This is a genomic window from Streptomyces sp. NPDC058683 (genome assembly GCF_042716195.1).
Taxonomy (GTDB): domain Bacteria; phylum Actinomycetota; class Actinomycetes; order Streptomycetales; family Streptomycetaceae; genus Streptomyces.
The window spans coordinates 199,698-224,192 of record NZ_JBHXSK010000002.1 but is presented as its reverse complement, the minus strand read 5'-3'; the positions used below and the strand labels follow the sequence as shown (position 1 = coordinate 224,192).

The window sequence follows — 24,495 nt, the reverse complement described above, 5'->3', positions numbered from 1 at the left end:
CGCGGAAGAGAAGGCGGAGGAGAAGGACGCAGGGGACTCATGGCGTCGGGCCCGCCGTGTCACCGTCCCGGGCCGAGGGGTGCGGCTCGGGGGGTACCGCGGACGCGTCGGTCCCGGTGCGCAGACGGCGGGCGGAGTAGCCGGCCAGCCCGACGGCGAGCAGCAGCGTGCCGCCGTAGAACAGCGGGATCGTCCAGAAGTCCGCGCCCAGCTGGCCGATGCCGGTGAGGCCGACCGCGAGCACGGCGACGGCGACCAGCGTGCCCAGGGCGTTGGGGCGGCCGGGCCTGATCGCGGTGGAGCCGAGGAGGGCGCCGGCGAAGGCGGGCAGCAGGTAGTCGAGGCCGACACTGGGATTGCCGATCTGCTGCTGGGCCGCGAGCAGCACACCGGCGAAACCGACCAGCAGCCCCGATGCGGCGAACGCGTAGACGGTGTACCTGCGGGCCGGGATGCCGACGAGCTCGGCCGCGCGCGGGTTCGAGCCGACGACGTAGAGGTAGCGGCCGAGCGGCAGCCGCTCCAGCACCAGCCAGAGGACGACGGCGAGGGCCAGCACGTAGAAGGCGGGAACCGGAAGCCCGAGGAACCTGGAGTTGTAGAGGTCGGTGAAGGCGGTGGGGAGCCCGAGCGGGCCGGGGACGATCCGGCCGCCGTCGGTGATCCAGCCGGTCACGGCGTACATCATGCTGCCGGTCCCGAGGGTGGCGATGAAGGAGTCGATCCGGCCGAACTCGACGACCACACCGTTGAGGACGCCCACGACCGCCCCTCCGGCGACCACCACCAGGCAGGCCCACGGCCAGGGCCACCGCTCGTCGACCACGAGGTGCATCGCCATCACGTGCGCCAGGCCGAGGCCGTAGCCGAGGGAGAGGTCGAACGCGCCGGTCACGATGGGGACCGTGGCGGCGAGCGCGAGGACGGCCGGGATCGACTGGTTGAACAGGATCGAGTCGACCGTGTCCCGGGTGGGAAACGTGCGGGGCAGGGTGAGCGAGAAGACCAGGAAGAGCAGCGCGGTGAGGGCGAGCAGGCCGTAGGCACCGACGTGGTGTCCGGCGGGGCCTCGGCGCGGCCGGGACGGGGACCTGGGCGAGGCGGTCATGAGGCCGTCGCGGTTCCGGCGGGAGGCCTGGCCGAGGCCGCCCGGGTGAGCCCGGCGACCGTGAGGGCGGGACCGCTCAGCTCGGCCGTCACGGAGCCGCGGACGAACACCAGGGCGCGCCGGCACACGCCCGCGACCTCCTCGAAGTCCGTGGCGACGAGCAGCACCGCGAGGCCGGCGGCCAGGGCCTCGTCGAGCAGCCGGTAGACGGCGGACTTGGCCCCGACGTCCACGCTCGCGGTCGGCTCCTCCAGGATCAGCAGGCGCAGGCCCACCGGGTGCCAGCGGCCGATCATGACCTTCTGCTGGTTCCCGCCGGACAGCGTGCCGATCGGGGCCTCGCTGTCCCGGGGGCGCACCGAGAGCCGTTCGATCAGACCGGCGGCCACCGCGCGTTCCCGGCGGGGGGCGATCCAGCGCAGCGCCGGCACGCCCGCGGCGCGCGGGTTGGCCAGGAGGTTCTCCCGCACGGTCAGTTCGGCGGCGCAGCCCTCCCGCTGCCGGTCGCCGGGCACCAGGCCGACCCCGAGACGGACGGCGTCGGCGACCGAGCGGGGGCGGTACGGCCGGCCGCCGAGCAGCACCCGGCCGTCGAGGAGGGGCCGGGCACCGGCCAGGGCCCGGCCCAGTTCCACGTGCCCGGCGCCGGAGAGGCCGACCAGGCCGAGGACCTCGCCGGCCCCGAGGTCCAGGCCGACCGGTCCCGCACCGGCGGTCCGTACGCCGTCGAGCGTCAGGACGGCCGGGCCGTCGGCGGGGACGGTGGCGGGGCGGTAGCGGGTGAGTTCCGCGCCGACGATGTCACGCACCAGACGGGCGGGGCTGTGGCCCGCCAGGTCGCCGTGGCTCACGAGCCGGCCGTCGCGCAGGACGGCGAAGGCGTCGGCGACCTCGTACACCTCGTCCAGCCGGTGGGTGACGTAGAGCAGGCCGTGCCCCTGGTCGCGCAGGGTGTGCAGGACGCGGAACAGGCGGGCGCAGTCCGCGGCGGGCAGCCGGGCGGTCGGCTCGTCGAGGACGATGAGTCCCGCCCGGGTGGCCAGGGCCCGGGCGATGGCGACCAGCGACCGCTCGGCGGGGGAGAGCCGGGAGACCGGCGCGGCGGGGTCGAGGTGTCCGGCGACGGTCCGCAGGGCGTCGGTGCACCGCTCCCGGGTGCGCCGCCAGGAGATCAGTCCGGCACGGCGCGGGTATCCGGTGCTCAGGGCGATGTTCTCGGCGACCGTCATCCACTCCACCAGACCGAGGTCCTGGTGGATGAAGGACATGGAGCGGCAGGCGGCGTCGCTGCCGAGCGGGTGCCCGTCCACCGTGACCTGTCCCGCCTCGGCGCGGTGGATCCCGGCGAGCACCTTGATGAGGGTGGACTTCCCGGCTCCGTTGGGGCCGAGGAGGGCGAGGACGCTGCCCGCGTGGACGTCGAGGTCGACCCCGTCCAGCGCGAGGGTCCCGCCGAACCGTTTGGTGAGCCCGCGGATGCGGACCAGCGGGTGCGCAGAGGTGTCGGGAGGGTCGTGCACGGACATCTCCGAGGGTCGGCCTGACGAGTTCTTCCCGACTGTCGCCAGCGATCCTAATGCGACTATCTGCATCATTTCGGGCATCTGTCGCACCGTGTGACACCAACGGGTCAGTGGCGTCGCCGGTCTCAGCCGCCCCCGAGGCCGCCTCCGAGGCCGCCTCCGAGGCCGCTCCCGAGGCCGCACTCGGCCCAGATGACCTTGCCCTGGGGCAGATAGCGCGTCCCCCAGCTCTGTGCCAGCTGGGCGACGAGGAACAGGCCCCTGCCGCCCTCGTCGGTGCTGGCCGCCCGGCGCAGATGCGGGGCGGTGTTGCTGGTGTCGGAGACCTCGCAGATCAGGCTGCGGTCGAACAGCAGCCGTACCCGGATCGGGCCGGAACCGTGGCGGATGGCGTTGGTGACCAGCTCGCTCAGCATCAGTTCCGCGGCGAACGCGGCTTCGTCGAGTCCCCAGTCGGCCAGCTGCCGCATGGCGCCGGCCCGGACCTCGCCGACGAGCGCCGGGTCGGGTTCCAGGTCCCAGGCGGCGATCCGGTCGGGGGGCAGGGCACGGGTGCGGGCGACGAGCAGGGCGATGTCGTCCCCCGGGTGGACGGGCGCCACGCTGTTCAGGATCACCTGGCAGGTCTCGTCCGGTGTGCGCCCCGGCTGCGCCAGGACCTCGCGCAGCCGGCCGAGGGTCACGTCGACGTCGTGGTACCGGTCCTCGATGAGCCCGTCGGTGTAGAGGACCAGCAGGCTGCCCTCGGGGAGGTCGACGTCGACGGCTTCGAAGGGCAGGCCGCCCAGGCCGAGCGGAGGTCCGGCGGGCAGCTCGGGGAAGGACACCGTGCCGTCGGGGCTGACCAGCGCGGGCGGGGGATGCCCGGCACGGGCCATGGTGCACCGCTGGGTGGTCGGGTCGTAGACGGCGTACAGGCAGGTCGCGCCGAGGATGTCCGCCTCGGCGGCGAAGTCCTCCCGGTCCAGCCGTCCCACCAGGTTGTCGAGGTGGGTGAGGACTTCGTCCGGGGGGAAGTCGAGTTCGGCGAAGCTGAGGGCGGCGGTACGCAGCCGCCCCATGGTGGCGGCGGAGAGCATGCCGTGGCCGACGACGTCCCCGACCATGAGACCGACCCGGGTCCCGGAGAGGGGGATGACGTCGTACCAGTCGCCCCCCACGTCGGACTCGGCCGGCAGGTAGCGATGGGCGACCTCGACGGCGTCCTGGTCGGGCAGGCCGTGGGGGAGCAGGCTGCGCTGGAGGGCCAGCACCATGGTGCGTTCGCGGGTGTAGCGCCGGGCGTTGTCGATGGACAGGGCGGCGCGGGCGGCGAGTTCCTGGGCCAGCGAACGGTCGTCGTCGCCGAAGGGCGCGGGGTCCTGTCCGCGGTAGAAGGCGGCGACGCCCAGGACGACACCGCGGGCCATCAGCGGGACCGCGATCAGGGAGTGGACGTGGGAGAGCAGTTCCGCGGTGTGCTCGGGGTCGTGGGCCAGCCAGCCCGCGGCAGCCTCCAGATCCGGTTCCAGCACCGGTTCCCCGCCGGTCAGACAGCGCAGCTGCGGAGTGGTCGGGCCGTAGTCGACCTGCTTGCCGACCGGGTGGAAGGGGCAGTCGTCGCGGATGCCGTGGACCACCGTACGGCGCAGGTCGCCGTGCGGGTCGGCGGCCTCCTCGCCGCGCAGTACCGCCTCGGGCAGGTCGATCGTGATGTAGTCGGCGAGCCGCGGCACCGCCGTCCGGGCCAGTTCCTGGGCGGTGCGGCGCACGTCCAGGGTGGTGCCTATGCGGGTGCTGGCCTCGGACAGCAGCTCCAGCCGGCGTCGTGCGGCGAGGGCGTACCGTCCCACCTCCGGCTCCCCCACCAGCAGCAGTCCTCGCGACGGGGGCGCGGCGGCGGGGTGACCGCCCTGCGCCGTCACGACCGTGACGCCCCTGCCGCCCGAGGCGACCTGGACGGGTGCGGTGACGGCCCCGGACGGCAGCACGATGCCGGGGGAGGCGGGCTCGGCGGGGAAGCCGGGCAGCTCGTCGAACTGCCATGGGGCGGCGAGGGGGTCTCGTGGCGCGGGGCCGGGCAGGACGGCCTCGATGGCCACGCCCTCGACCCCGGTGGCACTGGTCATCGGACGGCTGAGCAGCGTGACACGCCGGCCGTCGGACAGGCAGACGTGGAGAGCGGCCCGCTGTGCGCGGGAGAGCAGCTCGGTGGCCTGCTCCATGAGGATCGCGCGGTCCTGCGGGTGCTGTCCGAGGGCCAGTTCGTCCAGCCCGATGGTGTGGTGACGGCCGACGGCGGCCTCGGCCTCGGTCTCCACGTACGCCCGCAGCAGCGCCTGCTCGCGTGCGGAACTCTGCCTCAGCAGCCGCCGTTCGATGGCGCGCGCCGCCTTGCGGATCACGGTGGCCAGCCGGGGATCGTCGAAGGTGCGTGGATAGCCGAAGCACAGCACGCCCTCGATACGGCCGCTGAGCGGGTCGCGGACCGGGAGCGCACGGCAGGCGCTGTTCTGGGCCCGCTCGGCGAAGTGCTCGGCGCCGTAGACCCGGATCAGCTGCCGCTCCGCCAGTGCCAGGCCGATGCCGTTGGTGCCGGCGACCTGCTCGGCGAACACGAACCCCGGCACGCACTGGATCGCCGGGAGGCTTCTGGCCAGGGACGCCTCGCCGAAACGGCGCAGCAGGACGGTGCCGTTCGCGTCGGCGACGGAGATGTTCAGCCGACTGCCGGCGAACCTGTACTGCAGCCGGTCCAGTACCGGCACGGCCGCGCGGACGATCCGGGCGTCCCGCTCGAAATCGTCGCGGAAGGGGAGGTCGGACTGGTCCGCGGAGAGCCCCAGGGACCGGCAGCGCTGCCACGAGTTCAGGATCGAGGTGCGCACGCCCGCCGCGACGGGTTCGCCCTCCAGGAAACGCTCACGCGAACGCGCGGGCCCTGCGCCGCCTGTCGCACGCCCCGTGGGCGTCGGTGCCCCGCCGAACAGCACCACGCTTCGCCTCGCTCGCGATAGTCCACTTTTCGTAAATATCTGGCATCAATGAGGATACGGACATTAAGGGCGCGCGTCACGGGGTGACATTCTTGTCATGTGCGCGTCGTTCGTCGGGTTGCTACAGGACCGCCACCGGGTTGACGGGCGAGCCCGTCCCGCCCGGGACGTTCAGCGGCGCCACGACCAGCAGGAACTCATACCGCCCGGCCTCCGCGGCGGCGGCCGAGAGGGCCTCCAGATCGAGGTTGTCCAGCAGCGGGACGCCCATCGCGGCCAGTGCCAGGGCATGCACCGGCGAATGCACACCCTCGACGGGCGAGGGCCGTACATCGCTGTCGCCGTCACCCCCGAGCAGCGCGATGCCGCGCTCCGCGAGCAGCGGTACGGCGTCCACGTGGAAGCCCGCGCTCGCGGTGTCCGGGTCCCAGGCGCCCAGCTCCCTGCGGCGGCGGACGTGCCCGGACCGCAGCAGCACCGCGTCGCCCTCGCCGATCGTCACCCCGAGCGCCCGCTCCGCCTCGGTGACGTCCCGCGCGTGCACCGCTCGTCCCGGCTCCAGCCAGCGGGTACCGAGAACGGCGGGAAGGTCGAGGAGCACACCCCGGGTGACGAGGGGCCCGAGCGCCGACACCGCTCCGAAGCGGGCGCCCGCGGCGCCGACGACGTCGGCGGCCGTCCGGCCGTCGTAGAGCTGCCCCCGGTAGGCGATATGGCACAGGGCGTCGAGATGCGTGACGCCCTTGCCGTGGTAGTCGGCGGCGATGAAGTCCTTGTGGGCGGTGGGCTCCGGGCTCTCCACGTCACCGAGGTCGGTCATGTGGTGCAGCGCGGGCCTGCGGTTGTCCGGGCCGGGCCGGGTGTTCCACGGCAGCGCCAACGGGACGACCACCCCGGACCGCACGCCCGCCGTGGCCCGCCGGGCCCGGTCGGCGGTCACCCGGTTCCAGGCACCGCGGTCGGCCGGGTCCCAGCGGCCCCAGGTGCGGACCGCATCGAAGAGCGCGTCGAACTCCCGGCGGGAGACGGCGGGCCCGTTGCCGGTGACGGCTGATCCGGGCCCGGGGGGATCGGGGGCAGCGGCGGACTTCGAGGTCATCGGTACTCACCGTTCTCCGCTCCCCGGGCGGGACGCACGGGGAGGTGGCGCCTGTGATCGACTCCAGCTTCGCACAGCGGCTCGCGCAGGCAGGTCCGGATGTGGGCCGCCTCGGTCTGGGGCGACCATGGATGAAGACAGCACGCCCGCCGATGCTTCACGAGCCAGGGCACCGGGCGGGAGGGAAGATGAGGGATGGGCACGACGGACTCCTCCCGAGCAGTGGCCGGCCGGCCGGCGGCCGGTTCCGCCGCGCCGCCCAGCGGCCTGCTGGATCTGCTCAGCGTGGCCGCGGTGGTGCTGAACGCGGAGGGCCAGGTGGTCCTGTGGAGCCCGAAGGCCGAGGAACTGTTCGGCCACAGCGCGGCGGAGGCGCTGGGGCAGTACGCGGCCCGGCTGATGGTCCACGAGGAGCACCGGGACGAGGTCGTCAAGCTGTTCACGCAGGTCATGGAATCCGGCCAGGACTGGGCCGGGGTCTTTCCGGTCCGGCACAAGGACGGCAGCACCCGCCTGGTGGAGTTCCGCAACATGAGGCTGCTGGACGACCTCGGCGGCTTCTACGCCCTGGGTCTGGCCGCCGACCAGGCCGCGGTGGAGCGGGTCGAACGGGATGCCGCCCTGGCCATGCGGCTGGTGTCCCAGTCCCCGGTCGGGCTGGCCATCCTGGACTCGGACCTCCGGTACCTCGCCGTCAATCCCGCCCTGGAACGCATCACGGGCCAGTCGGCCGCCGAGCGTCTCGGCCGGCCGGTCGGCGAGATCCTGACCTTCCTGGACACGGACCCCGAGGCGCGGCTGCGCCGTGTCCTGGAGACGGGCGAGTCGGTCGTCGACCGGGACATCGTCTGCCGGCCGCCCGGCGACCCGGACCACGACCACGCCTGGTCCGTCTCGTACTACCGGCTGGAGGACTCCGCCGGGCGGGTGCTGGGCCTGGCCTACTCCGTCATCGACGTCACCGAACGCCACCGGGCGGCCGCCGAGGCGGCCGACGCCCGGCAACGGCTGGCCCTGATCGCCCGGGCCTCGGCCTACGTGGGCACCACCCTCGATCTGGAGACGACGGCATGCGAGCTGGCCGACGTCGTCGTACCGGACCTGGCCGACGTGGCCGCCGTGGACGTGCTCGAATGCGCGCTCGACGGCCGGACCGAGCCGCACGAGGGCCCGGCGTGCTTCCGTACCCTCGCCGTCAGCGCGTTCCACGCCGGCGAGGCGGCCTGCGTGGCCGACCCGCCCGGGGGACTCGCCACCTACGACAGCGACCGCCTGATCACCCAGTGCGTGCGCACCCGTCAACCGGTCCTGCTGCCCCGCACCACGCGCCGGGACCTGGACCGCATCGCCCGCAACGACGCGGCAGCCGCCCTCCTCGCGGCGGTCGGCGTCCACTCCTACCTGGCCGTACCGCTGCCCGCCCGGGGCGAGGTCCTCGGCGCCCTGGCCCTCGCCCGTACCCGGAACAACCCCGCGCCCTTCGACGACGACGATGTGTTCCTCGCCTGTGAACTGGCCGCCCGGGCCGCGGTCTGCATCGACAACGCCCGTGGTTACCAGGCCCAGCGCCATGCGGCCCTCACCCTCCAGCGCAGTCTGCTCCCCCAGCTTCCGACGCACCTGCCGGGCCTGGAGGTGGCCTGCCGCTACCAGCCCGCCGGCGCCACGAGCGAGATCGGCGGCGACTGGTACGACGCCATACCCCTGCGGGGGGACAAGACCGCCCTGGTCGTCGGAGACGTCATGGGCAGCGGCATCAACGCCGCCGCCACCATGGGGCAACTGCGCAGCGCCGCCCGCGCCTTCGCCGAACTCGATCTCGCCCCGGACGAGGCCCTGTACCACCTCGACCACCTCACCGAAGGGGGCGAGCAGGCCATCACCACCTGCCTCTACTGCGTCTGCGACCCGCACCGGGGCGAGTGCCGGATGTGTCTCGCCGGCCACCTGCCCCCGGCCCTGCTGCGGGCCGGCCACCCGGCGCGGCTGCTCGACCTGCCGACGGGCGTACCGCTGGGCGTCGGCGGGGTGCCCTTCGAGGCCGTCACCCTCGCCTTCCGGCCCGGCGACGAACTGGTCCTCTACACCGACGGCCTGGTCGAGACCCGCAGCGAACCCATCGACGCCCGCCTGGACACCCTGCTCGACGCCCTCACCGCGACCCGCGGCCGCGATCTCGAGGAGACCTGCGAACGCATCCTGGAGACGCTGAGGCCGCCCGGCGGCGAGGACGACGTCGCGCTGCTCGTCGCCCGCGCCCAGCCCCTGCTCCCGGCGGGTCCGGCGCGTCCGTGACCGGAGCCGGGGAGGATCTCGATGCCGGACGGGCGGCCGGCAGGCGGGCTCGGGGACAATCGGCGCCATGAACGACCGCATGAGCGATGCCGAGAACCGGCTGGCCAGGCTTGAGCGGCTGCTGGCGGACGGCGAGCGCGAAGTGGTGCCCGCGTGGCGCAGGGCCACGCGCGGCGAGCCGCGGTGGGCCGTGACCGCCGTGATCCTGGTGGCCGTCGCGCTCCAGCTGGCGCTGCCGCACCGGTTCGCCCTCCAGCCGTACTGGGCCCTGCCGGCCCTCGAACTGGCGCTGCTGGCCGGCCTGATCGCCGGCAACCCCCGGCGGGTGGAGCCCCGCACCCGGTGGCTGCGCGTGCTGGGCCTGGTCCTGATGTGCGTGATCAGCCTCGCCAACGGCTGGGCGGCGGTCCGGCTGGTGGCAGGCCTGGTGAACGGCACCGAGGGCGAGGACGCCGGACCGCTGCTGCTGACCGGTGGCGGCATCTGGCTGACCAACGTCATCGTCTTCGCGCTCTGGTACTGGGAGTGGGACCGCGGCGGACCGATGGCGCGGGTCCGCGGCCACCACCAGTACGCGGACTTCCTCTTCGTGCAGATGCAGAGCCCCGAGACCGCGCCGCGCGACTGGGAGCCGACCTTCCTCGACTACCTGTACCTGTCCTTCACCAACTCCACCGCCTTCAGCCCGACCGACGTGATGCCCTTGTCGCGCTGGGCCAAGATGCTGATGATGCTGCAGTCCTCCGTCTCCCTGGTGACCGTGGTCCTGGTGGTGGCGCGGGCCGTGAACATCCTGCACTGACGGCCGGGCTGCCCTAGGTTCGGCGGTATGAGCGAAGACTCCCTGCGCCTGGTGACGGTCGAGCGCACCGCCACCGGCCGCTTCACCGCGACGAACGCACGAGGCGGCACGATCGTCTTCGGTACCGCCGACGGCACGGAATTCACCCCGGTGGAACTCCTGCTCGCCGCGATCGGCGGCTGCACCGCGGCCGACGTCGACGTCGCCACCAGCCGCCACACCGAGCCGACCGCCTTCACCGTCACCGTCAGCGGCCACAAGGCCGGCGACGAGGGCGGCAACCGGATGACGGACCTCGCGGTCGCCTTCTCCGTCACCTTCCCGGACGGCCCGTCGGGCGACCGGGCCCGCGCCATCCTGCCCCGGGCGGTCGCCGTCTCCCACGACCGGCTGTGCACCGTCAGCCGCACGATCGAGGCCGGAACGCCCGTTGCCGTCTCGGTCGAGGACGACTGATCCCCGTGGGCGGTGTGCCGGTGGTTCGTCAGGTCCGGGGCGCCGAACCGGGGGTCGGGGTGCCGTGCTTAGGTGGGGAGGTGAACGGATTCCCTCTCCCCGGCCGGACCGCGTGATGAGCACCGTCGACGCCTTCCCGCTCGGCGCCTCGACCACGCTCGCCGAACTCACCCGCGATCCGCACCCGCGCCTGGCACGGCTGCGCGCCCACGAACCGGTGTCCTGGCTGCCCGAGTTGAACGGCTGGCTGGTCACCCGCCGCGACCTCGCGCTCGACGTGATGCGGGACTCCGCCACCTTCACCGTCGACGACCCCCGCTTCTCCACCGCCCAGGTCGTCGGGCCCAGCATGCTCTCCCTGGACGGCACCGCACACACCCGCCACCGCGAGCCCTTCGCCGCGCCCTTCCGGCCCCGCGAGGTGCACGACGGGTTCGCCGCGTTCATCGAGCGGGAGACCGACCGCCTCATCACCGCACTGGAGCCGTCCGGCGCCGCCGAACTGCGCCGTACCTTCGCCGGACCGCTCGCCGTCGCCGTGGTCACCGAGGCGCTCGGACTGGTCGGGGCGACCACGGACACGGTCCTTGCCTGGTACGACGCGATCGTACGGTCCGTCTCGGACATCACCGAAGGACTGGAAGCGGGCCCCGCGGGTGCCGCCGCCTACGCGGAGCTGCGAGCCGCCGTCGAGGCCACGGTCGCCGACCGGCACGCGTCCTCGCTCCTCGTCTCCGCCGCCGGCCGGCTGACACCGCCCGAAGTGGCGTCCAACGCGGCGGTCCTGATGTTCGGCGGCATCGAGACCACCGAGGCGATGATCACCAACGCGCTGCTCCACCTGCTCGGGGACCCCGGCCAACTCGCCCTCGTCCGGGCCGATCCGACCCTGCTGGACGGCGCGGTCGAGGAGTCGCTGCGCCTGGAGCCCGGCGCGGCGGTGGTGGACCGCTACGCCACCCGGGACACAGCCCTCGGCCCGGCCGCCGTCCGCCGCGGCGACCTGGTCACCGTCTCCCTGACCGGCGCCAACCGTGACCCGGCCGTCTTCCCCGACCCGGACCGATTCGACGTCCGCCGGGGCAACGCCCGCCTCCAACTGGCCTTCGCCCACGGCCCGCACCACTGCCTCGCCGCCCACCTCGCCCGCCTGGAGACCCGCATCGCCCTCCAGCGCCTGCTCGAACGCCTCCCCGCACTGCGCCTCGACCCGGAACGGCCCGCCGCGCCGTACGGACTGGTGTTCCGCAAACCACCCAGCCTGCACGTGCGGTGGTGACGGCCCCGTCCGGCTCTCGCGGCCGCAGCGGAACCCCCTAGTACACCGCCTCCAGGATCCCGAGGATCTGCTCCTCGGTGGGCTGCCGCGGGGCGTTGGCGGTCACCGCGTCCGCGAGGGCGCCCGCGGCGATCGGGCGCAGCAGGTCAGGGCCGACGCCGAGGTCGCGCAGGGGCTGCTTGATGCCGAGGGCGCCGGAGATCTCGCGGACGGCGTCGACCGTGGCGCGGGCCCAGTCGCCGTCGGCGGGCGGGGCGAGGCGCAGCGCGCGGGCCGTCTGCTCGTAGGCGTCCCCGGCCGCCGGGGCACCGAACTCCAGCACCTCCTCCAGGACGGCGGCCAGCGCGACACCGTGCGGGGTACCGGTGTGGGCGGTCAGCGCGTGCCCGATGCCGTGCACGAGACCCAGTCCGGAGATGGTCAGCGCCTGGCCCGCCAGATGGGCGCCGAGCATCAGCTGGGCCCGCGCCTCCAGGTCCGAGCCGTCCCGGTGGGCGGCCGGCAGCCAGCGGCCGACCATGGCCACCGCCTGCGTCGCGTACGCCACCGAGACCGGGTTCGCGCCCCGCGAGGCCAGCGACTCGATGCCGTGCACCAGGGCGTCGATACCGGTGGCGGCGGTGATCCGGGCCGGCAGCCCGAGCGTCAGCTCCGGGTCGAGCAGCGCGATCCGCGGCTTGACCGAGGGGTGGCCGATGTACACCTTGCGGCGGGCTCCGGTGTCCTCGATGACACCGAAGCCGTTGGTCTCCGCGCCGGTGCCCGAGGTGGTCGGGATCGCGATCAGCGGCAGACCGTCCGACGCCTCCCACAGCGTGTCCGCGTCGGCCGCCGCCGCGTCCGCGTTGCCGACCAGGAGCGAGATGCCCTTGGCCGCGTCCAGGACCGAGCCGCCGCCGAGAGCGACGACCACGGCCGGGCCGAACTCCCGTGCCCGGGCGGCGCCTTCGTCGACGTTGCCGGTGGAGGGGTTGGCGCCGACCCCGTCGTACACCCCGTGCTCGACGCCCGCCGCGTCCAGCACCTTGAGCACCTGGCCGACGATCCCGGCGGCCCGCAGCCCGCGGTCGGTGACCACGAACGCGCGGCCCATGCCGAGGGAGGCGATCAGGTCCGGGAGGTGCGTAAGGCGGCCGGGGCCGAACTCGATACGGCAGGTGGGGTCGACGGTCAGCTGACTGGTGAGGGACTCGCCCATGGCGTTCGGCTCCTGGAGACGCGGGGAAGAGGGAGTGTGGTTCGGCTCAGGCGGGGGTGCTCAGCAGGGCCTCCTCCGGGTGCGGGAGGCGGAACTCCCGTCCGGCCAGGTCCTCGTAGAGACGCACCGGGCTCATCTCACCGGCCAGGTCGCCGTGCTGGGCCTTGGAGCGGCGGTAGATCTGCTCCACCAGCGCGGACAGTTCGGTGGCGACGCCCAGGTCGCGGCCGAGGTCCACGGCCAGCCCGAGGTCCTTGCAGGCGAGGACCATGGCGAACGAGTCGTCGTAGTCGCCGTCGACCAGCACGGACAGCAGGTCCCTCTCCAGGAAGTGCGAGGCGGCCGGGCTGGCCAGCAGCGAACTGCGCAGCACACCCAGGTCCACCCCCGCCTTCGTGCCCATCGCCAGCACCTCGGAGGTGGCCACGAGGTGGCTGAACCACAGCAGGTTGATCATCAGCTTGACCGTGTAGCCGGCGCCGAGCGGGCCCACATGGAGCACCTTGTCGGGGTCGCCCAGGGTTTCGAAGACGGGCAGGCACATCCGGAAGTCGTCCGCCGCCCCGCCGACGAATATCTGCAGCCGCCCGGCCTCGGCGCCGTGCGCCATGCCGCTCACCGGGGCGTCCAGCCGGCGCACCCCGCGCCGGTCCAGGACGTCGGCGGCGATCCGGTCCGCGACGGCCGGGGTGGAGGTCGACATGTCGATCCACAGCGCGCCCTCGGGCAGCGTCTCGGCGGCCCCGCCGCGCAGCAGCACCTCCTCGACGACGCGCGGGTTCGGCAGCATCGTGATCAGCAGTTCGGCGTCGGCCACGCACTGGGCCGGGGTGTCGGCCCAGCGGGCGCCGAGCGCCAGATGCTCGACGGCGGCCTCGGGCCGGGTGTCGTACACGGTGACCAGGTGTCCCGCGTGGATCAGGTGGCGGGCCATGTGGCGTCCCATGTTGCCCAGGCCGATGAAACCGATCCTCATCGTTGTCCTCGCTAGATACGGGTGAAGTGGGGAAGGGGCCGTTCAGGCCAGGTTGATCCAGGTGGTCTTCAGCGCCGTGTACGCGTCCAGCGCGTGCAGGGACTTGTCGCGGCCCGCGCCGGTGGCCTTGAAGCCGCCGAAGGGCGTGATGACGTCACTGGCGTCGAAGGTGTTGATCCAGACGGTGCCGGCCCGCAGCCGCTTCGCGGTGCGGTGGGCGACCGTCACGTCCCGGGTCCAGACGGAGGCGACGAGCCCGAAGTCGCTCTCGTTCGCGAGCCGTACGCCCTCGTCGACGTCACCGTCGTAGGACACGACGGCCAGCACCGGGCCGAAGACCTCCTCCTGGCCCACGACGGACGTGTTCACCACGCCGTCGAGCACGGTCGGTTCGACGAAGGAGCCGCCGGTGTCGGTGCGCGTGCGCCCGCCGCCCAGCAGGACCCGGGCCCCGTCCGCCTTCCCGCGCTCGATGTAGCCCAGAATCCTGGCCAGTTGGCCTTCGTCCACGATCGGCCCCATGACGGTGGCCGGATCGAGCGGGTCGCCGACGCGGAACGTCTCGGCGGTGATCCTCCCTACGGCGTCCAGGAGCCGGTCCTTGACCGAGGCGTGGACGACGACCCGGGAGCCCGCGTTGCAGGTCTGCCCGGCGTTGTAGAAGATGCCCCAGGCCACGGCGGACGCGGCGGCCTCGATGTCGGCGTCGGCCAGCACGAGTTGGGGCGACTTGCCGCCCGCCTCCACGGCGACCTGCTTGCCGTTGGACTCGCCCGCGTACACCTGGAAGAACCGGGCCACCTCCGCCGAGCCGGTGAAGGCGATCTTGTCGACCTCGGGGTGACGGCCGAGGGCCTGACCGGCGACCTCGCCCCGGCCCGGGACCACGTTGAGCACACCGTCGGGCAGTCCCGCCTCGGTGGCCAGCGCCGCCAGCCGGAGGGCGGCGAGCGAGGTCTGCTCGGCGGGCTTCAGGACCACGCTGTTGCCGGTGGCGAGCGCCGGCCCCAGCTTCCAACTGGCGATCAGCAAAGCGTAGTTCCACGGCACGACCACGCCGATGACACCCAGCGGCTCGCGGGTGATCAGCGCCAGCGCGTCACCGGGGGTCGGGGCCACCTCGTCGTAGGTCTTGTCGATCGTCTCGGCGTACCACGCGATGGTCTCCGCCGTCTTGGCCACGTCGATCCGCACCGACTCGGTGATGGGCTTGCCCATCTCCAGGGTGTCGAGCAGCGCCAGTTCCTCGGCGTTCGCCAGGATCAGCTCGGACCAGCGCAGCAGGATCCGCTTGCGCTCCTTCGGCGCGAGGCCACGCCAGCGGCCGTCCTCGAAGGCGGCCCGTGCGGACCGTACCGCCCGGTCCACGTCCTCGGCCCCCGCGGCCCGCACCTCGGCCAGCACCGCGCCGTCGCGCGGCGAGACGCTGGTGAAGGAGTCGCCGGAGGCGGCGTCGGTGAAGGCGCCGTCGATGAACGGCCGGGTCTCGAAGGCGAGTTTGCCCGCCGCGGCCAGCCAGTCGTCGTACGAGCGCGCCAGCAACTCGTCGATCGTGTACGTCACTTGATCCTCCAGCGGTCGATCGCGTCCTCGTCCAGCTCGACGCCGAGGCCGGGCAGGTCCGGGATCTCCAGGTCGCCCTCGGCGTTCACCCGGACCGGCTCGGCGAGCATGAAGTCACGGCGTTCGGGGGTCCAGCCGGGCGGGTCGTAGGGGAACTCGAAGAACGGGCCGCCGCCGACGCCCGCCGCCACATGGAGGTTGGCGAGCACCCCGATGCCGTTGGTCCAGCTGTGCGGGGTGAACTGACGGTGCTTCAGCTGGGCCAGCTCGGCCAGGGTGCGGGCGCGGTGCATGCCGATCGCGAGCACCACGTCCATCTGGTAGACGTCGAGGGCGTCCTCTTCGAGGTAGCGCAGCAGCTCGGTGGGGGAGTGGTGCATCTCGCCGGCGGCGATCCGCAGCCCCGGGTTCTCGGCCCGCAGCTGCTTGAAGCCGTTCAGGTCGGCGTACGGCAGCGGCTCCTCGACCCAGAAGACGTCGAGTTCGGCGAGCCGGGCGACGGTCTTGCGGGTCCTGGCGAGGTCGGAGGCGTTCGCGGTGTCGCCGGCCATCCGCCAGGACTGGTTGAGGTCCACCATGATCTCGAAGCCGGGCCCGAGTTCCTCGCGTACCGCACGGACCGCCGCGATGCCCTCGTCGACCCGGTTGCGGTCGATGCGGATCTTCATGGCGCGGAAACCGGCCTCGCGCACCTTCAGGGCGGTCTCCACGCGCTCCGCCGGGGACTTCAGCTCACCGGAGGAGGCGTAGGCGGGCAGCTTCTTCGCCGCGTTGCCGAAGAGCTCCGACACCGGGCGGCCGTGCACCTTGCCGATGACGTCCCACAGTGCGGCCTCCAGGGGCCAGTAGTGGGCGCCGTGGAAGTTGGCGGTCTCGATCGCCCGTACGTGCCGGGTGATGTCGAGCGGGTCCTCGCCGACGAACAGGTGCTTGTACGTCTCGAAGCCGTCCATCAGATCGCCGGAGCCGATGCCGGTGATCCCCTCGTCGGTGTGGACACGGACGATCGTGGCGTCGAAGGCGCGGCGCGGTTCGGGGTCCCAGGCGGCGCGGAACGGCGGGTCCAGCTCCAGCCGCAGCCGGTCCAGGATGATGTCGGTGATCTTCATCGGGCGAGCACCTCGGCGGTCGGCGTGTAGAACGGGTTCGCCGGGCCCTCCTTGGCGGCCGCCAGCACGTCGGAGACGGTCGGCGTGCCGGTGACGGCCGCCCGGACCGCGCCGTACGCGGCGGCGCGCTGGTTGCGGAAGGAGGCGTCCAGGTCGGCGACGGCCGGGTTGACCCACACCGCGGCGATGATCAGCAGCTCGTCGGCCTCCCCGGCGGGGATCAGCCCCTCCTCGACCGCGTCCGCGACCCCCTGCGCGAGCCCCGCCTGCGCGGATCCCCAGGTCGCACGCTCGTGCAGCTCGCCCGCGGCGGCGGCCTTGGTCACGAACAGCGTCAGCGGCTTCACCGGCACCGACGGCCGTACCACCGTCAGGAACGGGACGTGCCCGGCGCTCGGGGTGGCCAGCGCCGTCGCCCACGCGGTCTCGACCGGGCCGCCCTTGCGTCCGATCACGATGTTCGTGTGCGCGGCGTCGGCCCCGGCACCGACGAAGGACTCGCCGATGAGCGCGGTCGGGGCGAAGCCGGGCGGGCTGGTGGGGGAAGCCGGCGTGGGCATCGGATCTCTCCTGGACCTGGGAAGCGTGATTCGACGGGCGCGGAAGGACGAACCTCGTACGGGATGAACCCCGTAAGGGACGAACCTCGTATTCGGTGCGGTTCACTCGGCCCGATGCGGCGAATCTAGGTCCGCCACCACCCCCTCGCAAGGCGGTCAAGGGAATCGAAATGCCGGTTGCTCTCCTGACAACTTCAGGGCTGACCTGGGGTTCCTCTGGCCGTATGCACGCATACGATGACCTCTGTGACCGACTCTTCCACGGCCTCCCGCGGCCACGGCCTGCGCCGTGACATCGACCTCCTGGAGGCCCTCGCCTCCGACGAGGCGCAGAACGCCGGCGGCCTCGGCGTCGTCCGCCTCGCCCAGCTGGTCGGCCGGGAGAAGACCCAGATCTCCCGGGCCCTGAAGGCCCTCGCGGCCGAGGGCATCATCGAGCGCGACCCCGACACCCTGGAGTACCGGCTCGGCTGGCGGCTGTTCTCCCTGGTCGCCCGTACCTCCGAGAGCCGCCTCGTGCGGGTGGCCGAGCCGGTCATGCACGCCCTGTCGGCGGACCTGGAGGAGACCAGCCACCTGTGCGTGCTCAGCGACCGTGACGTCCTCACCCTGCTCTCCGTCTCCGGGCACTCCTTCCGCGTGCACGGCTGGGAAGGACGCGGGGTGCCCGCCTGGCGGCTGTCCGCGGGCCGCGTGCTGCTCGCCGACGCGACCCCCGACGAGCTGTACGTCCGCTTCGGCACCAGCGGGGAGATGCCGGTGCAGGAGCTGTGGTCCCTCATCCAGGACGGCAGACGGCAGGGCTACGCGCGGGTCAGCGAGGAGTTCGAGGAGGGGCTGGTCGGGGTGTCGGCGCCGGTCCGGGACTTCCGGGGCCGGGTCGTCGCCGCCATCAACATCTCCGCCCCGAAGTCCCGGCTGGGCGACCGGCTCGACGAGGCGGGGCGCACCACGGCACGGGCCGCGGCCCGGGTGTCGTCACTGCTCGGCTGGGAACCCCGGCGCACCCCGCCGCAACGCGCCCGGCTCACCTGACCGCCGTACTCCCGCCCAAGATCGGCGAGTTGCCCTCAGAGCAACCCCCGTTGCGATCCGCCGAGGGTGCCTTGTCGGCCCCATGACGCGCTCGTAAATTCACCGCGCATCGGACGAGCCCCGTCCGGAACGGAGAAAAGAGCAGCTCATGAACCTCGCCGGCATCGACCTCCTGGCCAAGGCGCCGCTCGCGGAAGGCGATGTGTTCGTCGGCGGCCACTGGCTCCCGGCCGCCGACGGACGGACCTACCCCGTGTCCGACCCGGCCACCGGCGGGCTGATCAGGGAGGTCTCCGCGGCGGGACCGGAGGACGCCCGCGCGGCGATCGAGGCCGCGGAGTCGGCCGCGGCCGGCTGGCGGGCGACCCCGCCCCGGCGCCGCTCGGAGATCCTGCACACCGCCTTCGCGCTGATGCGCGAACACACCGACACCCTCGCCCGGCTCATCGTGCTGGAGAACGGCAAGGCCTACCGGGACGCGGCGGCCGAGGTCGGCTACGCCGCCGAGTTCTTCCGCTGGTTCGCCGAGGAGGCGGTCCGGGTCGGCTCCGCCTTCGGGGACGCCCCGGCCGGCGGCTACCGGCACGTCGTCCGCAAACACCCCGTCGGCGTCACCGCGTTCGTGACCCCCTGGAACTTCCCGGCCGCCATGGCCACCCGGAAGATCGCCCCCGCGCTCGCGGCCGGCTGCCCGGTGCTGCTCAAGCCCGCCCCGGAGACCCCGCTCACCGCCCTCGCGATCGCCGCGCTGCTGACCGAAGCCGGCCTGCCCGAGGGCCTGTTGAACGTCCTGCCCACCGACCGCGCCCCCGAGGTGGTCTCGGCCTGGCTCGGCGACGAACGGGTCCGCAAGTTCTCCTTCACCGGCTCCACCGCCACCGGCAGGCTGCTCCTGGAGCAGGCCGCCGCGAACGTCGTCAACGTGACCATGGAACTGGGCGGCAACGCCCCCTTCGTGGTCTGCGCGGACGCCGACGTCGACGCCGCCGTGCTCGGCGCGATGGACGCCAAGATGCGCGGCGGCGGCGAGGTCTGCATCGCCGCCAACCGGTTCTACGTGCACGCCGACGTCGCGGCGGAGTTCACCGAGAAGTTCGGCGCCGCCATGACCGCCGTACGCACCGGTCCGGGCCTCGCCGACGGGGTCACCCTCGGCCCGATGATCAACCAGGCGGCCGTGGCCAAGATCCGCGACCTGGTCGCCGACGCCCTGACGCGCGGCGCGCGGATCGCCGCGCAGGGCGAAGTCCCGGGCGGACCCGGCCACTTCCACCCCGCGACCGTCCTCGTCGACGTCCCCGACGACGCCCGCGTCCTGCACGAGGAGGTCTTCGGGCCCGTCGCGCCGATCACCACCTTCACCGACGAGGACGAGATGCTGGCCCGCGCCAACGCCACCGTCCACGGCCTGGCCTCCTACGTCTACTCCCGTGACGTCGGCCGGGCGCTGCGCATCGCCGAACGCCTGGAGGCCGGCATGGTCGGCGTCAACCGCGGTCTGCTGTCCGACCCGGCCGCGCCCTTCGGCGGCGTCAAGCAGTCCGGCCTCGGCCGGGAGGGCGGCCGGGAGGGCATCGAGGCCTTCCTGGAGACGCAGTACATCGCCCTCGACTGGCCCCTCTGATCTCTTCGACCGCTGCCCGTCCCCGCCCGCTCACCCGCTCACCCCGAGGACCGCACATGGCAATGACGCCTGCGACCCAGCAACCGCCCGGCACCCCGCAAGCCGCCGACCACACGCGCGAACGCCGCCGTCTGCACACGAAGTTGAAGCTCGCCACCCAGATAGGCGAGGGCATCGACGGCTACATCATCGGCGGCATCGGCATGGCCATGACCGCCCTCACCGCCGACCTGCACCTCTCCACCCTCATGGAGGGCCTGGTCGGAGCCTCCCCGCTGATCGGCATCTTCGTCGGCGGCCCCCTCTTCGGCCGCCTCGCCGACCGCTTCGGACGCCGCCCGGTCTTCCTCGCCGACATGGTGATCTTCCTGGTCGGCTCGGTGCTCCAGTTCTTCGTCACCGACGGGCTCCAGCTCTTCCTCATCCGGCTGCTGATGGGCGTGGCGATCGGCGGCGAGTACGCCATCGGCGCCCCGCTGCTCTCCGAGTACGCCCCCAAACAGGGCCGGGGCCGGCTGCTGGCCAGCCTGGAGATCAGCTGGTACGTCGGCTACGCGCTGGCCACGGTCGTCGGCGCCCTGTTCGCGCACGTCGACGGCGGCTGGCGCTGGTCCCTGGCCAGCAGCGCGGTCCTCGCGGTGATCTGCGTGTCGCTGCGGGGCGGCATCCCCGAGTCGGCCCGCTGGCTGCTGAGCAAGGGCCGCCGGGAGGAGGCCGAGGCGCTCATCGAGCGGTACGGCATCGAGATCGACGTCGACGCCGAACTCGACGAGCGGGGCGCGAGCGGACAGGCCGGGTTCTGGGCGCTGTTCAGCAAGGAGCACCTGCGCAGCACGGTGTTCGCGAGCGTCTTCTGGGCGGCGCTGGTGCTGCCGTACTTCGCCATCGGCACCTTCTGGACACAGGTCTTCGACGCCCTCCACATGGGCGACAACGCGGTCGCGGCGCTGCTCGTCTACTCGTTCACGGCGGTCGCCGGTGTCACCGCCGGCTGTCTGGTCGTGGACCGCATCGGCCGCCGCAGGCTGCTGATCCCGCCGTTCTGGATCACCGCCGGCTGTCTGGCACTGGTCGCGGTGTGGCCGCACTCGACGCCCGTCATCGTGGCCGGCTTCCTCTTCTTCATCTTCCTCAACGCGGCCTCCAGCGCGCTCACCGCGGTCTATCCGCTGGAGGTGTTCCCGACCTCGCTGCGCGCCACCGGCGTCGGCTTCGCCACCGCGATGAGCAGGGTCGGCGCGGCCGTCGGCACCTTCCTGCTGCCGATGGGCCTCGACCGGTTCGGCGTGGAGTTCGTCCTGCTCATCGGCGCGGGAGTGCTCGCGCTCGGCGGTCTGGTCTCCCAGTTCCTCGCCCCCGAGACCACCGACCTGGACCTCGCGAAGGCGGCCCGCACCGCGCGCGGCCCGGTGAACGGCTGACACCTCCCGACGCCACGAAGGCCCCGCGGGCGAGCACCCGCGGGGCCTCCACGCCGTCTCAGACCGTCGCCAGGTCGAACTGTTCCCAGGTCCCGATCGCCGTCCGGTTGGCGATCAGCGCGGCGGCGCCGCCGTTCTCGGCGGTCACGTACTTGCCGTTGGCGGCGGCCAGCAGACTGACCGTGCCGTTGGAGTTCTTCACCAGCTGGAAGGTCTCGTAGCTGCCGATGGCGGTGCGGTTGGCGATCAGCGCGGAGGCGCCCCCGTCGTCCGCGCAGACGACCTGCCCGTTGGCCCGCGAGCGCAGCGCGATGTCGCCGTTGCCCAGGTCGATCTGGTCGAACCGCTCCCAGGTGCCGGCCGTGTCACGGTTGGCGATCAGCGCGGCGGCGCCCGCGTTCTCCGCCGTCACGAACCTGCCGTTGGCGCGCGCCTTGAGGGTGACCGTGGCGGTCGCCGGGGTTCCGGCCGAGGCGCCGTTGACGTAGGGCTGGGTGGGGCGGGTGGCGGTGAGGGCCAGGGCGCCCTTGAGCATGCGGCCGCCGTCGCCGGTCAGGCGCAGGTAGTAGTCGGAGGAGCAGGCGGTGCCGTCCTCGTCGAGGGCGAGCAGCCCCGAGTCGGTCGGCACCCAGGCCTGCGACTCGGCGGTCTTGGCGATCTGGTTGCCCTCGTTGTACTCGTCGTACATGGAGATGTAGATGCCCTGCACCCCGGCCCGGACCATGTTGTAGAACTGCCGCCACATGAAGTCGCCGTGAGCGCGCTGGCGTTCGTTGACGTCGCCGGGCAGCACGCACGGCTGGTAGTCGATGCCGTTGGCGGCGCAGTCGGCGACGTCCGGCACGGTCGCGTTGGTGTAGAAGTTGTCCGCGTCCGAGGAGCTGCCGATCCGGCCGACCAGCCACGGCGAGATCATGTCGAGCGCGTGGTAGACGTCGGAGAAGCCCGAGCGGGAGTCGCTCGTGCCCAGCCGCCACCAGGTCGGCACCCCGCCGATGACGTAACAGCCCTGGTCCTTGAACCAGTTGATGACGTCGAGACAGGCGTCCGCGCTGAACGCGTGCTTGTCGTCGTTGAACCCGAAGCCCCAGATGCACACGACCGGCTTGCCGTTCTGCACCGCGTACGCCGAACTCGCCGCGTGCGCCGACATCTTGTTCGTCCAGTCGGTCTTGATCTCCGACTGCATGTTCGTCCAGCCGCTGACGTCGTACATGACGTAGAATTTCCGGCCGTACGCCTCGGCGGCGCTGCGCACCTTCTGCGCCATGTCGTCCCGCGTCGGGCCCTCACCGCCGGTCGGGTTGAAGCGCTGGAGCGCGGCGGTGTCGATGCCGTACTGCTGCATCCACAGGAAGTGGGTGTCCACGGTCTGCTGGTCGTACGACGAGAACAGCCCCGGGGTGCGGCCGTTGCCGAGGTTCGCGAACGCCGTCGCGTACGTCTTCGTGCAGTCCCGGACGTCCGGCCAGGCCTTGATGCCGTTGTTGGACGGCGAGGGGGTCGAGGCGCTGTTGGGGGCCCAGTGCCACCAGGCGTTGATCGGCGCCCCGTCGCCCTTGCAGGCGAACCAGCCCTGGTAGCCGACGGTGACCTTCCCGACGACGTCACCGGGAGCGCTCGCGGTGGTGGCCGCCGACGCGGTGCGGGTGACGGCGAACGTGCCGAGCGCGGCGGCCGCGGTGCCGCCGGCGGTCGCGCCGAGCACCCTGCGGCGCGTCCAGGGGGAGGTGCGGTGGGACTTGGGCATGCGGGAACTCCGTAGACGGGGGAGAAGAAGGGGGAGGTTGAGCCGGGGGGATAGCTCAAGGCGTGAGTTAAGAGGCGAAGTCGGTGGGGGGTCAAGGCGAGTGTGCGGCATGCGTGCCATGTGCGGAATGGTCTAGTCCTGTTTTCAGGATGTCTTAAGGCGCGCGTGAGCGTCATTAAAGGAACGGCTCGCAGGCTCGGTGGCAGCTACCCCCTACGAAGGGAGCGCCGACATGGGCGCGTACGGCAGGAAATGGGTCATGGCCGCCGGACTGACGGGTGTGCTGGTCGCCGTCACGCTGGGCGGCACGTCCGCCTCGGCGGCCCCCGCGGCCGGTCCGGCCGAGGGCGGTGCGACCGGCATCGTCGACTCCACGTCCTCGTCGGGCTTCACCCTGACGACGGCGACCGGCGTCAAGGTGACCGTGGACGAGACCTCGGCCACGAAGACCGTCGGCGGCCCGGCCAGGGCCGTGAAGGCCGGTGCGAGCGTGCTCGTCCTCGGCACGGTGGACAGCGCGACCGTCACGGCGACCCGGGTCGTCGTGCAGCGCCACGGCGACGGCGGAGCGGCGGCCGCCGAGGCGGCCGGAGTGATCCCCTTCCAGCAGGGGACCCCGTCACCGGACAAGTCGGTCGGGCGGATCCCGGACTACACCGAGGGCGAAGGGACGATCATCGGCGGCAGGACCGCGGACAAGGCGGTCGCGGCCGCGCAGGCCGTCGTCCCGGGCGGTATCGACGACCGGGTCGTCCAACTGGCCGACGGCGAGTACGAGGTGCACAACATCAGCGTCAACTGGCCGCACCATGTGTTCGTCGGCAAGGACTTCCAGGTCGTCGGGTACGAGTAGGCCACGGGCCGCGGCTACGGCTTCTGCGTGAGTGCAGTGACGTCGAGGCCGTCGGCGGACTCGATCTGCCGGAGCGTGTGGAAGTACATGACCGCGTCCTGGTGCTGGGGCTGGTCCGTGGTGGGGCCGCCCCCGACGAGCATGCCCAGCAGGACGGCGTTGCCCTGGTCGTCGAGCCGGTACACCGGCGAGCCGGAGTCGCCCTTCCGAGGACCGGACGAGACCGGCTTGGTGGCCGCGGCGAGGCCGGTTGTGCAGTCGTCGGTGTGCCCCGGCTCCGTGCTGCACAACGTGCCCTTGTCCGGGGTCCGGACCTCGAATCCGCAGTTCGCCTTGGTGACCATCCCGCTGTAGCAGACCATGTCGCCCTGCGCGACGGAGCCTTTGCCGACCACCCTCACCGCGCTGGGGACCTGGGGATCGACCCAGATGGTGGCGGCGTACGTCTGCGCTCCGGACTGTCCGAGCACACCGGTGATCAGCTCCATGTCGTGTTTTCCGTCGGGAACACCTGCGTCGAACTTCACGACCGTGACCGTGCCGAAGTCGATGTCGCCGCCGGTCCGATCGTGGCCGGAGCCGAGATCGGTGTCCTGCTTGAAGCAGTGCCCGGCGGTCACCATGCCCTTCTTCCTGGGGTTGGCCTTGAGCTGCACGGCGAACCCGGAGGTGCAGTGGTAGTCGCTCTCCTGCACGGTCGGGAAGACGGAGAGGGCGGCCCCGCCGAAGTGCGGCTGTACGTCGTTGGCCCGGCCGTACGGCAGCGGATCGGCTAGCGGGCGTGGGGTGTCGAGCGCCGACGGCACCAGGCTGAGGCAGCCCACGGCGGCGAGGGCGACGGCGTAAGCGGTGCGTGCTCGCGTCCGCAT

General features: G+C 72.6%; 19 protein-coding genes. 8 read left to right on the top strand and 11 right to left on the bottom strand.

The window, feature by feature from the left end; genetic code table 11:
• Positions 1-37 precede the first annotated feature (37 nt).
• From ACFWXC_RS03075 to ACFWXC_RS03060, 4 genes are all read right to left on the bottom strand, one after another.
• Positions 38-1,108: an ABC transporter permease gene (locus tag ACFWXC_RS03075; protein WP_384472080.1), complete on the bottom strand. Its 1,071-nt coding sequence runs from the start codon at positions 1,106-1,108 to the stop codon at positions 38-40.
• Positions 1,105-2,634 (bottom strand): sugar ABC transporter ATP-binding protein, encoded by a 1,530-nt coding sequence (locus ACFWXC_RS03070; RefSeq protein WP_384472077.1) that lies wholly within the window; start codon positions 2,632-2,634, stop codon positions 1,105-1,107. The genes ACFWXC_RS03075 and ACFWXC_RS03070 overlap by 4 nt, the downstream gene beginning before the upstream one ends.
• Before the next feature lie 122 nt (positions 2,635-2,756).
• Positions 2,757-5,606 (bottom strand): SpoIIE family protein phosphatase, encoded by a 2,850-nt coding sequence (locus ACFWXC_RS03065; protein ID WP_384472074.1) that lies wholly within the window; start codon positions 5,604-5,606, stop codon positions 2,757-2,759.
• A gap of 121 nt (positions 5,607-5,727) precedes the next feature.
• Positions 5,728-6,705 (bottom strand): cyclase family protein, encoded by a 978-nt coding sequence (locus tag ACFWXC_RS03060; RefSeq protein WP_384472071.1) that lies wholly within the window; start codon positions 6,703-6,705, stop codon positions 5,728-5,730.
• Positions 6,706-6,900: 195 nt separating this feature from the next.
• On the opposite strand from ACFWXC_RS03060, the gene ACFWXC_RS03055 reads away from it, so the two are divergent.
• From ACFWXC_RS03055 to ACFWXC_RS03040, 4 genes are all read left to right on the top strand, one after another.
• Entirely contained in the window at positions 6,901-9,000 is a 2,100-nt protein-coding gene (locus ACFWXC_RS03055; protein WP_384472068.1) for a SpoIIE family protein phosphatase, read from the top strand.
• A 67-nt stretch (positions 9,001-9,067) separates the two neighbouring features.
• Positions 9,068-9,802: a hypothetical protein gene (locus tag ACFWXC_RS03050; protein ID WP_384472065.1), complete on the top strand. Its 735-nt coding sequence runs from the start codon at positions 9,068-9,070 to the stop codon at positions 9,800-9,802.
• A gap of 27 nt (positions 9,803-9,829) precedes the next feature.
• Positions 9,830-10,258 (top strand): OsmC family protein, encoded by a 429-nt coding sequence (locus ACFWXC_RS03045; protein ID WP_384472062.1) that lies wholly within the window; start codon positions 9,830-9,832, stop codon positions 10,256-10,258.
• A gap of 115 nt (positions 10,259-10,373) precedes the next feature.
• Entirely contained in the window at positions 10,374-11,537 is a 1,164-nt protein-coding gene (locus ACFWXC_RS03040) for a cytochrome P450 (protein ID WP_384472059.1), read from the top strand.
• A 37-nt stretch (positions 11,538-11,574) separates the two neighbouring features.
• Here the strand turns inward: ACFWXC_RS03040 and ACFWXC_RS03035 are convergent, their stop codons facing one another.
• Genes ACFWXC_RS03035 through fae form a run of 5 tightly spaced genes read right to left on the bottom strand, consistent with a single transcriptional unit; the run spans position 11,575 to position 16,943 of the window.
• Complete coding sequence (locus ACFWXC_RS03035; protein WP_384472056.1) at positions 11,575-12,735, bottom strand: iron-containing alcohol dehydrogenase family protein; 1,161 nt, start codon at positions 12,733-12,735, stop codon at positions 11,575-11,577.
• A 46-nt stretch (positions 12,736-12,781) separates the two neighbouring features.
• On the bottom strand, positions 12,782-13,711 hold the full coding sequence (locus tag ACFWXC_RS03030; RefSeq protein ID WP_384472053.1) for an NAD(P)-dependent oxidoreductase: 930 nt from the start codon (positions 13,709-13,711) through the stop codon (positions 12,782-12,784).
• A 42-nt stretch (positions 13,712-13,753) separates the two neighbouring features.
• Positions 13,754-15,274, bottom strand: coding sequence for an aldehyde dehydrogenase (locus ACFWXC_RS03025; RefSeq protein ID WP_384472050.1), 1,521 nt, complete (start codon positions 15,272-15,274; stop codon positions 13,754-13,756).
• On the bottom strand, positions 15,271-16,383 hold the full coding sequence (locus tag ACFWXC_RS03020) for a mandelate racemase/muconate lactonizing enzyme family protein (RefSeq protein ID WP_384472048.1): 1,113 nt from the start codon (positions 16,381-16,383) through the stop codon (positions 15,271-15,273). The genes ACFWXC_RS03025 and ACFWXC_RS03020 overlap by 4 nt, the downstream gene beginning before the upstream one ends.
• Positions 16,380-16,943, bottom strand: coding sequence for a formaldehyde-activating enzyme (gene fae / locus ACFWXC_RS03015; RefSeq protein WP_384472045.1), 564 nt, complete (start codon positions 16,941-16,943; stop codon positions 16,380-16,382). The genes ACFWXC_RS03020 and fae overlap by 4 nt, the downstream gene beginning before the upstream one ends.
• 237 nt (positions 16,944-17,180) lie before the next feature.
• Between fae and ACFWXC_RS03010 the strand changes: the two genes are divergently transcribed.
• The 3 genes from ACFWXC_RS03010 (at position 17,181) to ACFWXC_RS03000 (ending at position 21,023) form a co-directional block, all read left to right on the top strand.
• Positions 17,181-17,978 carry an IclR family transcriptional regulator gene (locus tag ACFWXC_RS03010; protein WP_384472042.1) on the top strand — a complete coding sequence of 266 codons (798 nt, stop codon included), beginning with the start codon at positions 17,181-17,183 and terminating at the stop codon, positions 17,976-17,978.
• 148 nt (positions 17,979-18,126) lie between these two features.
• Positions 18,127-19,602, top strand: coding sequence for an NAD-dependent succinate-semialdehyde dehydrogenase (locus ACFWXC_RS03005; protein WP_384472039.1), 1,476 nt, complete (start codon positions 18,127-18,129; stop codon positions 19,600-19,602).
• A gap of 56 nt (positions 19,603-19,658) precedes the next feature.
• Positions 19,659-21,023 carry an MFS transporter gene (locus ACFWXC_RS03000; protein WP_384472036.1) on the top strand — a complete coding sequence of 455 codons (1,365 nt, stop codon included), beginning with the start codon at positions 19,659-19,661 and terminating at the stop codon, positions 21,021-21,023.
• Positions 21,024-21,081: 58 nt separating this feature from the next.
• Here ACFWXC_RS03000 and ACFWXC_RS02995 read toward each other — a convergent pair whose 3' ends face one another.
• Positions 21,082-22,773: a xylosidase gene (locus ACFWXC_RS02995; RefSeq protein WP_384472034.1), complete on the bottom strand. Its 1,692-nt coding sequence runs from the start codon at positions 22,771-22,773 to the stop codon at positions 21,082-21,084.
• A gap of 259 nt (positions 22,774-23,032) precedes the next feature.
• Here ACFWXC_RS02995 and ACFWXC_RS02990 point away from each other — a divergent pair, with 259 nt between their 5' ends.
• The gene (locus ACFWXC_RS02990) at positions 23,033-23,626 is read left to right on the top strand and encodes a hypothetical protein (protein WP_384472031.1); all 594 of its coding nucleotides are present in this window, start codon (positions 23,033-23,035) and stop codon (positions 23,624-23,626) included.
• Positions 23,627-23,640: 14 nt separating this feature from the next.
• Here the strand turns inward: ACFWXC_RS02990 and ACFWXC_RS02985 are convergent, their stop codons facing one another.
• Positions 23,641-24,495: a hypothetical protein gene (locus ACFWXC_RS02985; RefSeq protein ID WP_384472028.1), complete on the bottom strand. Its 855-nt coding sequence runs from the start codon at positions 24,493-24,495 to the stop codon at positions 23,641-23,643.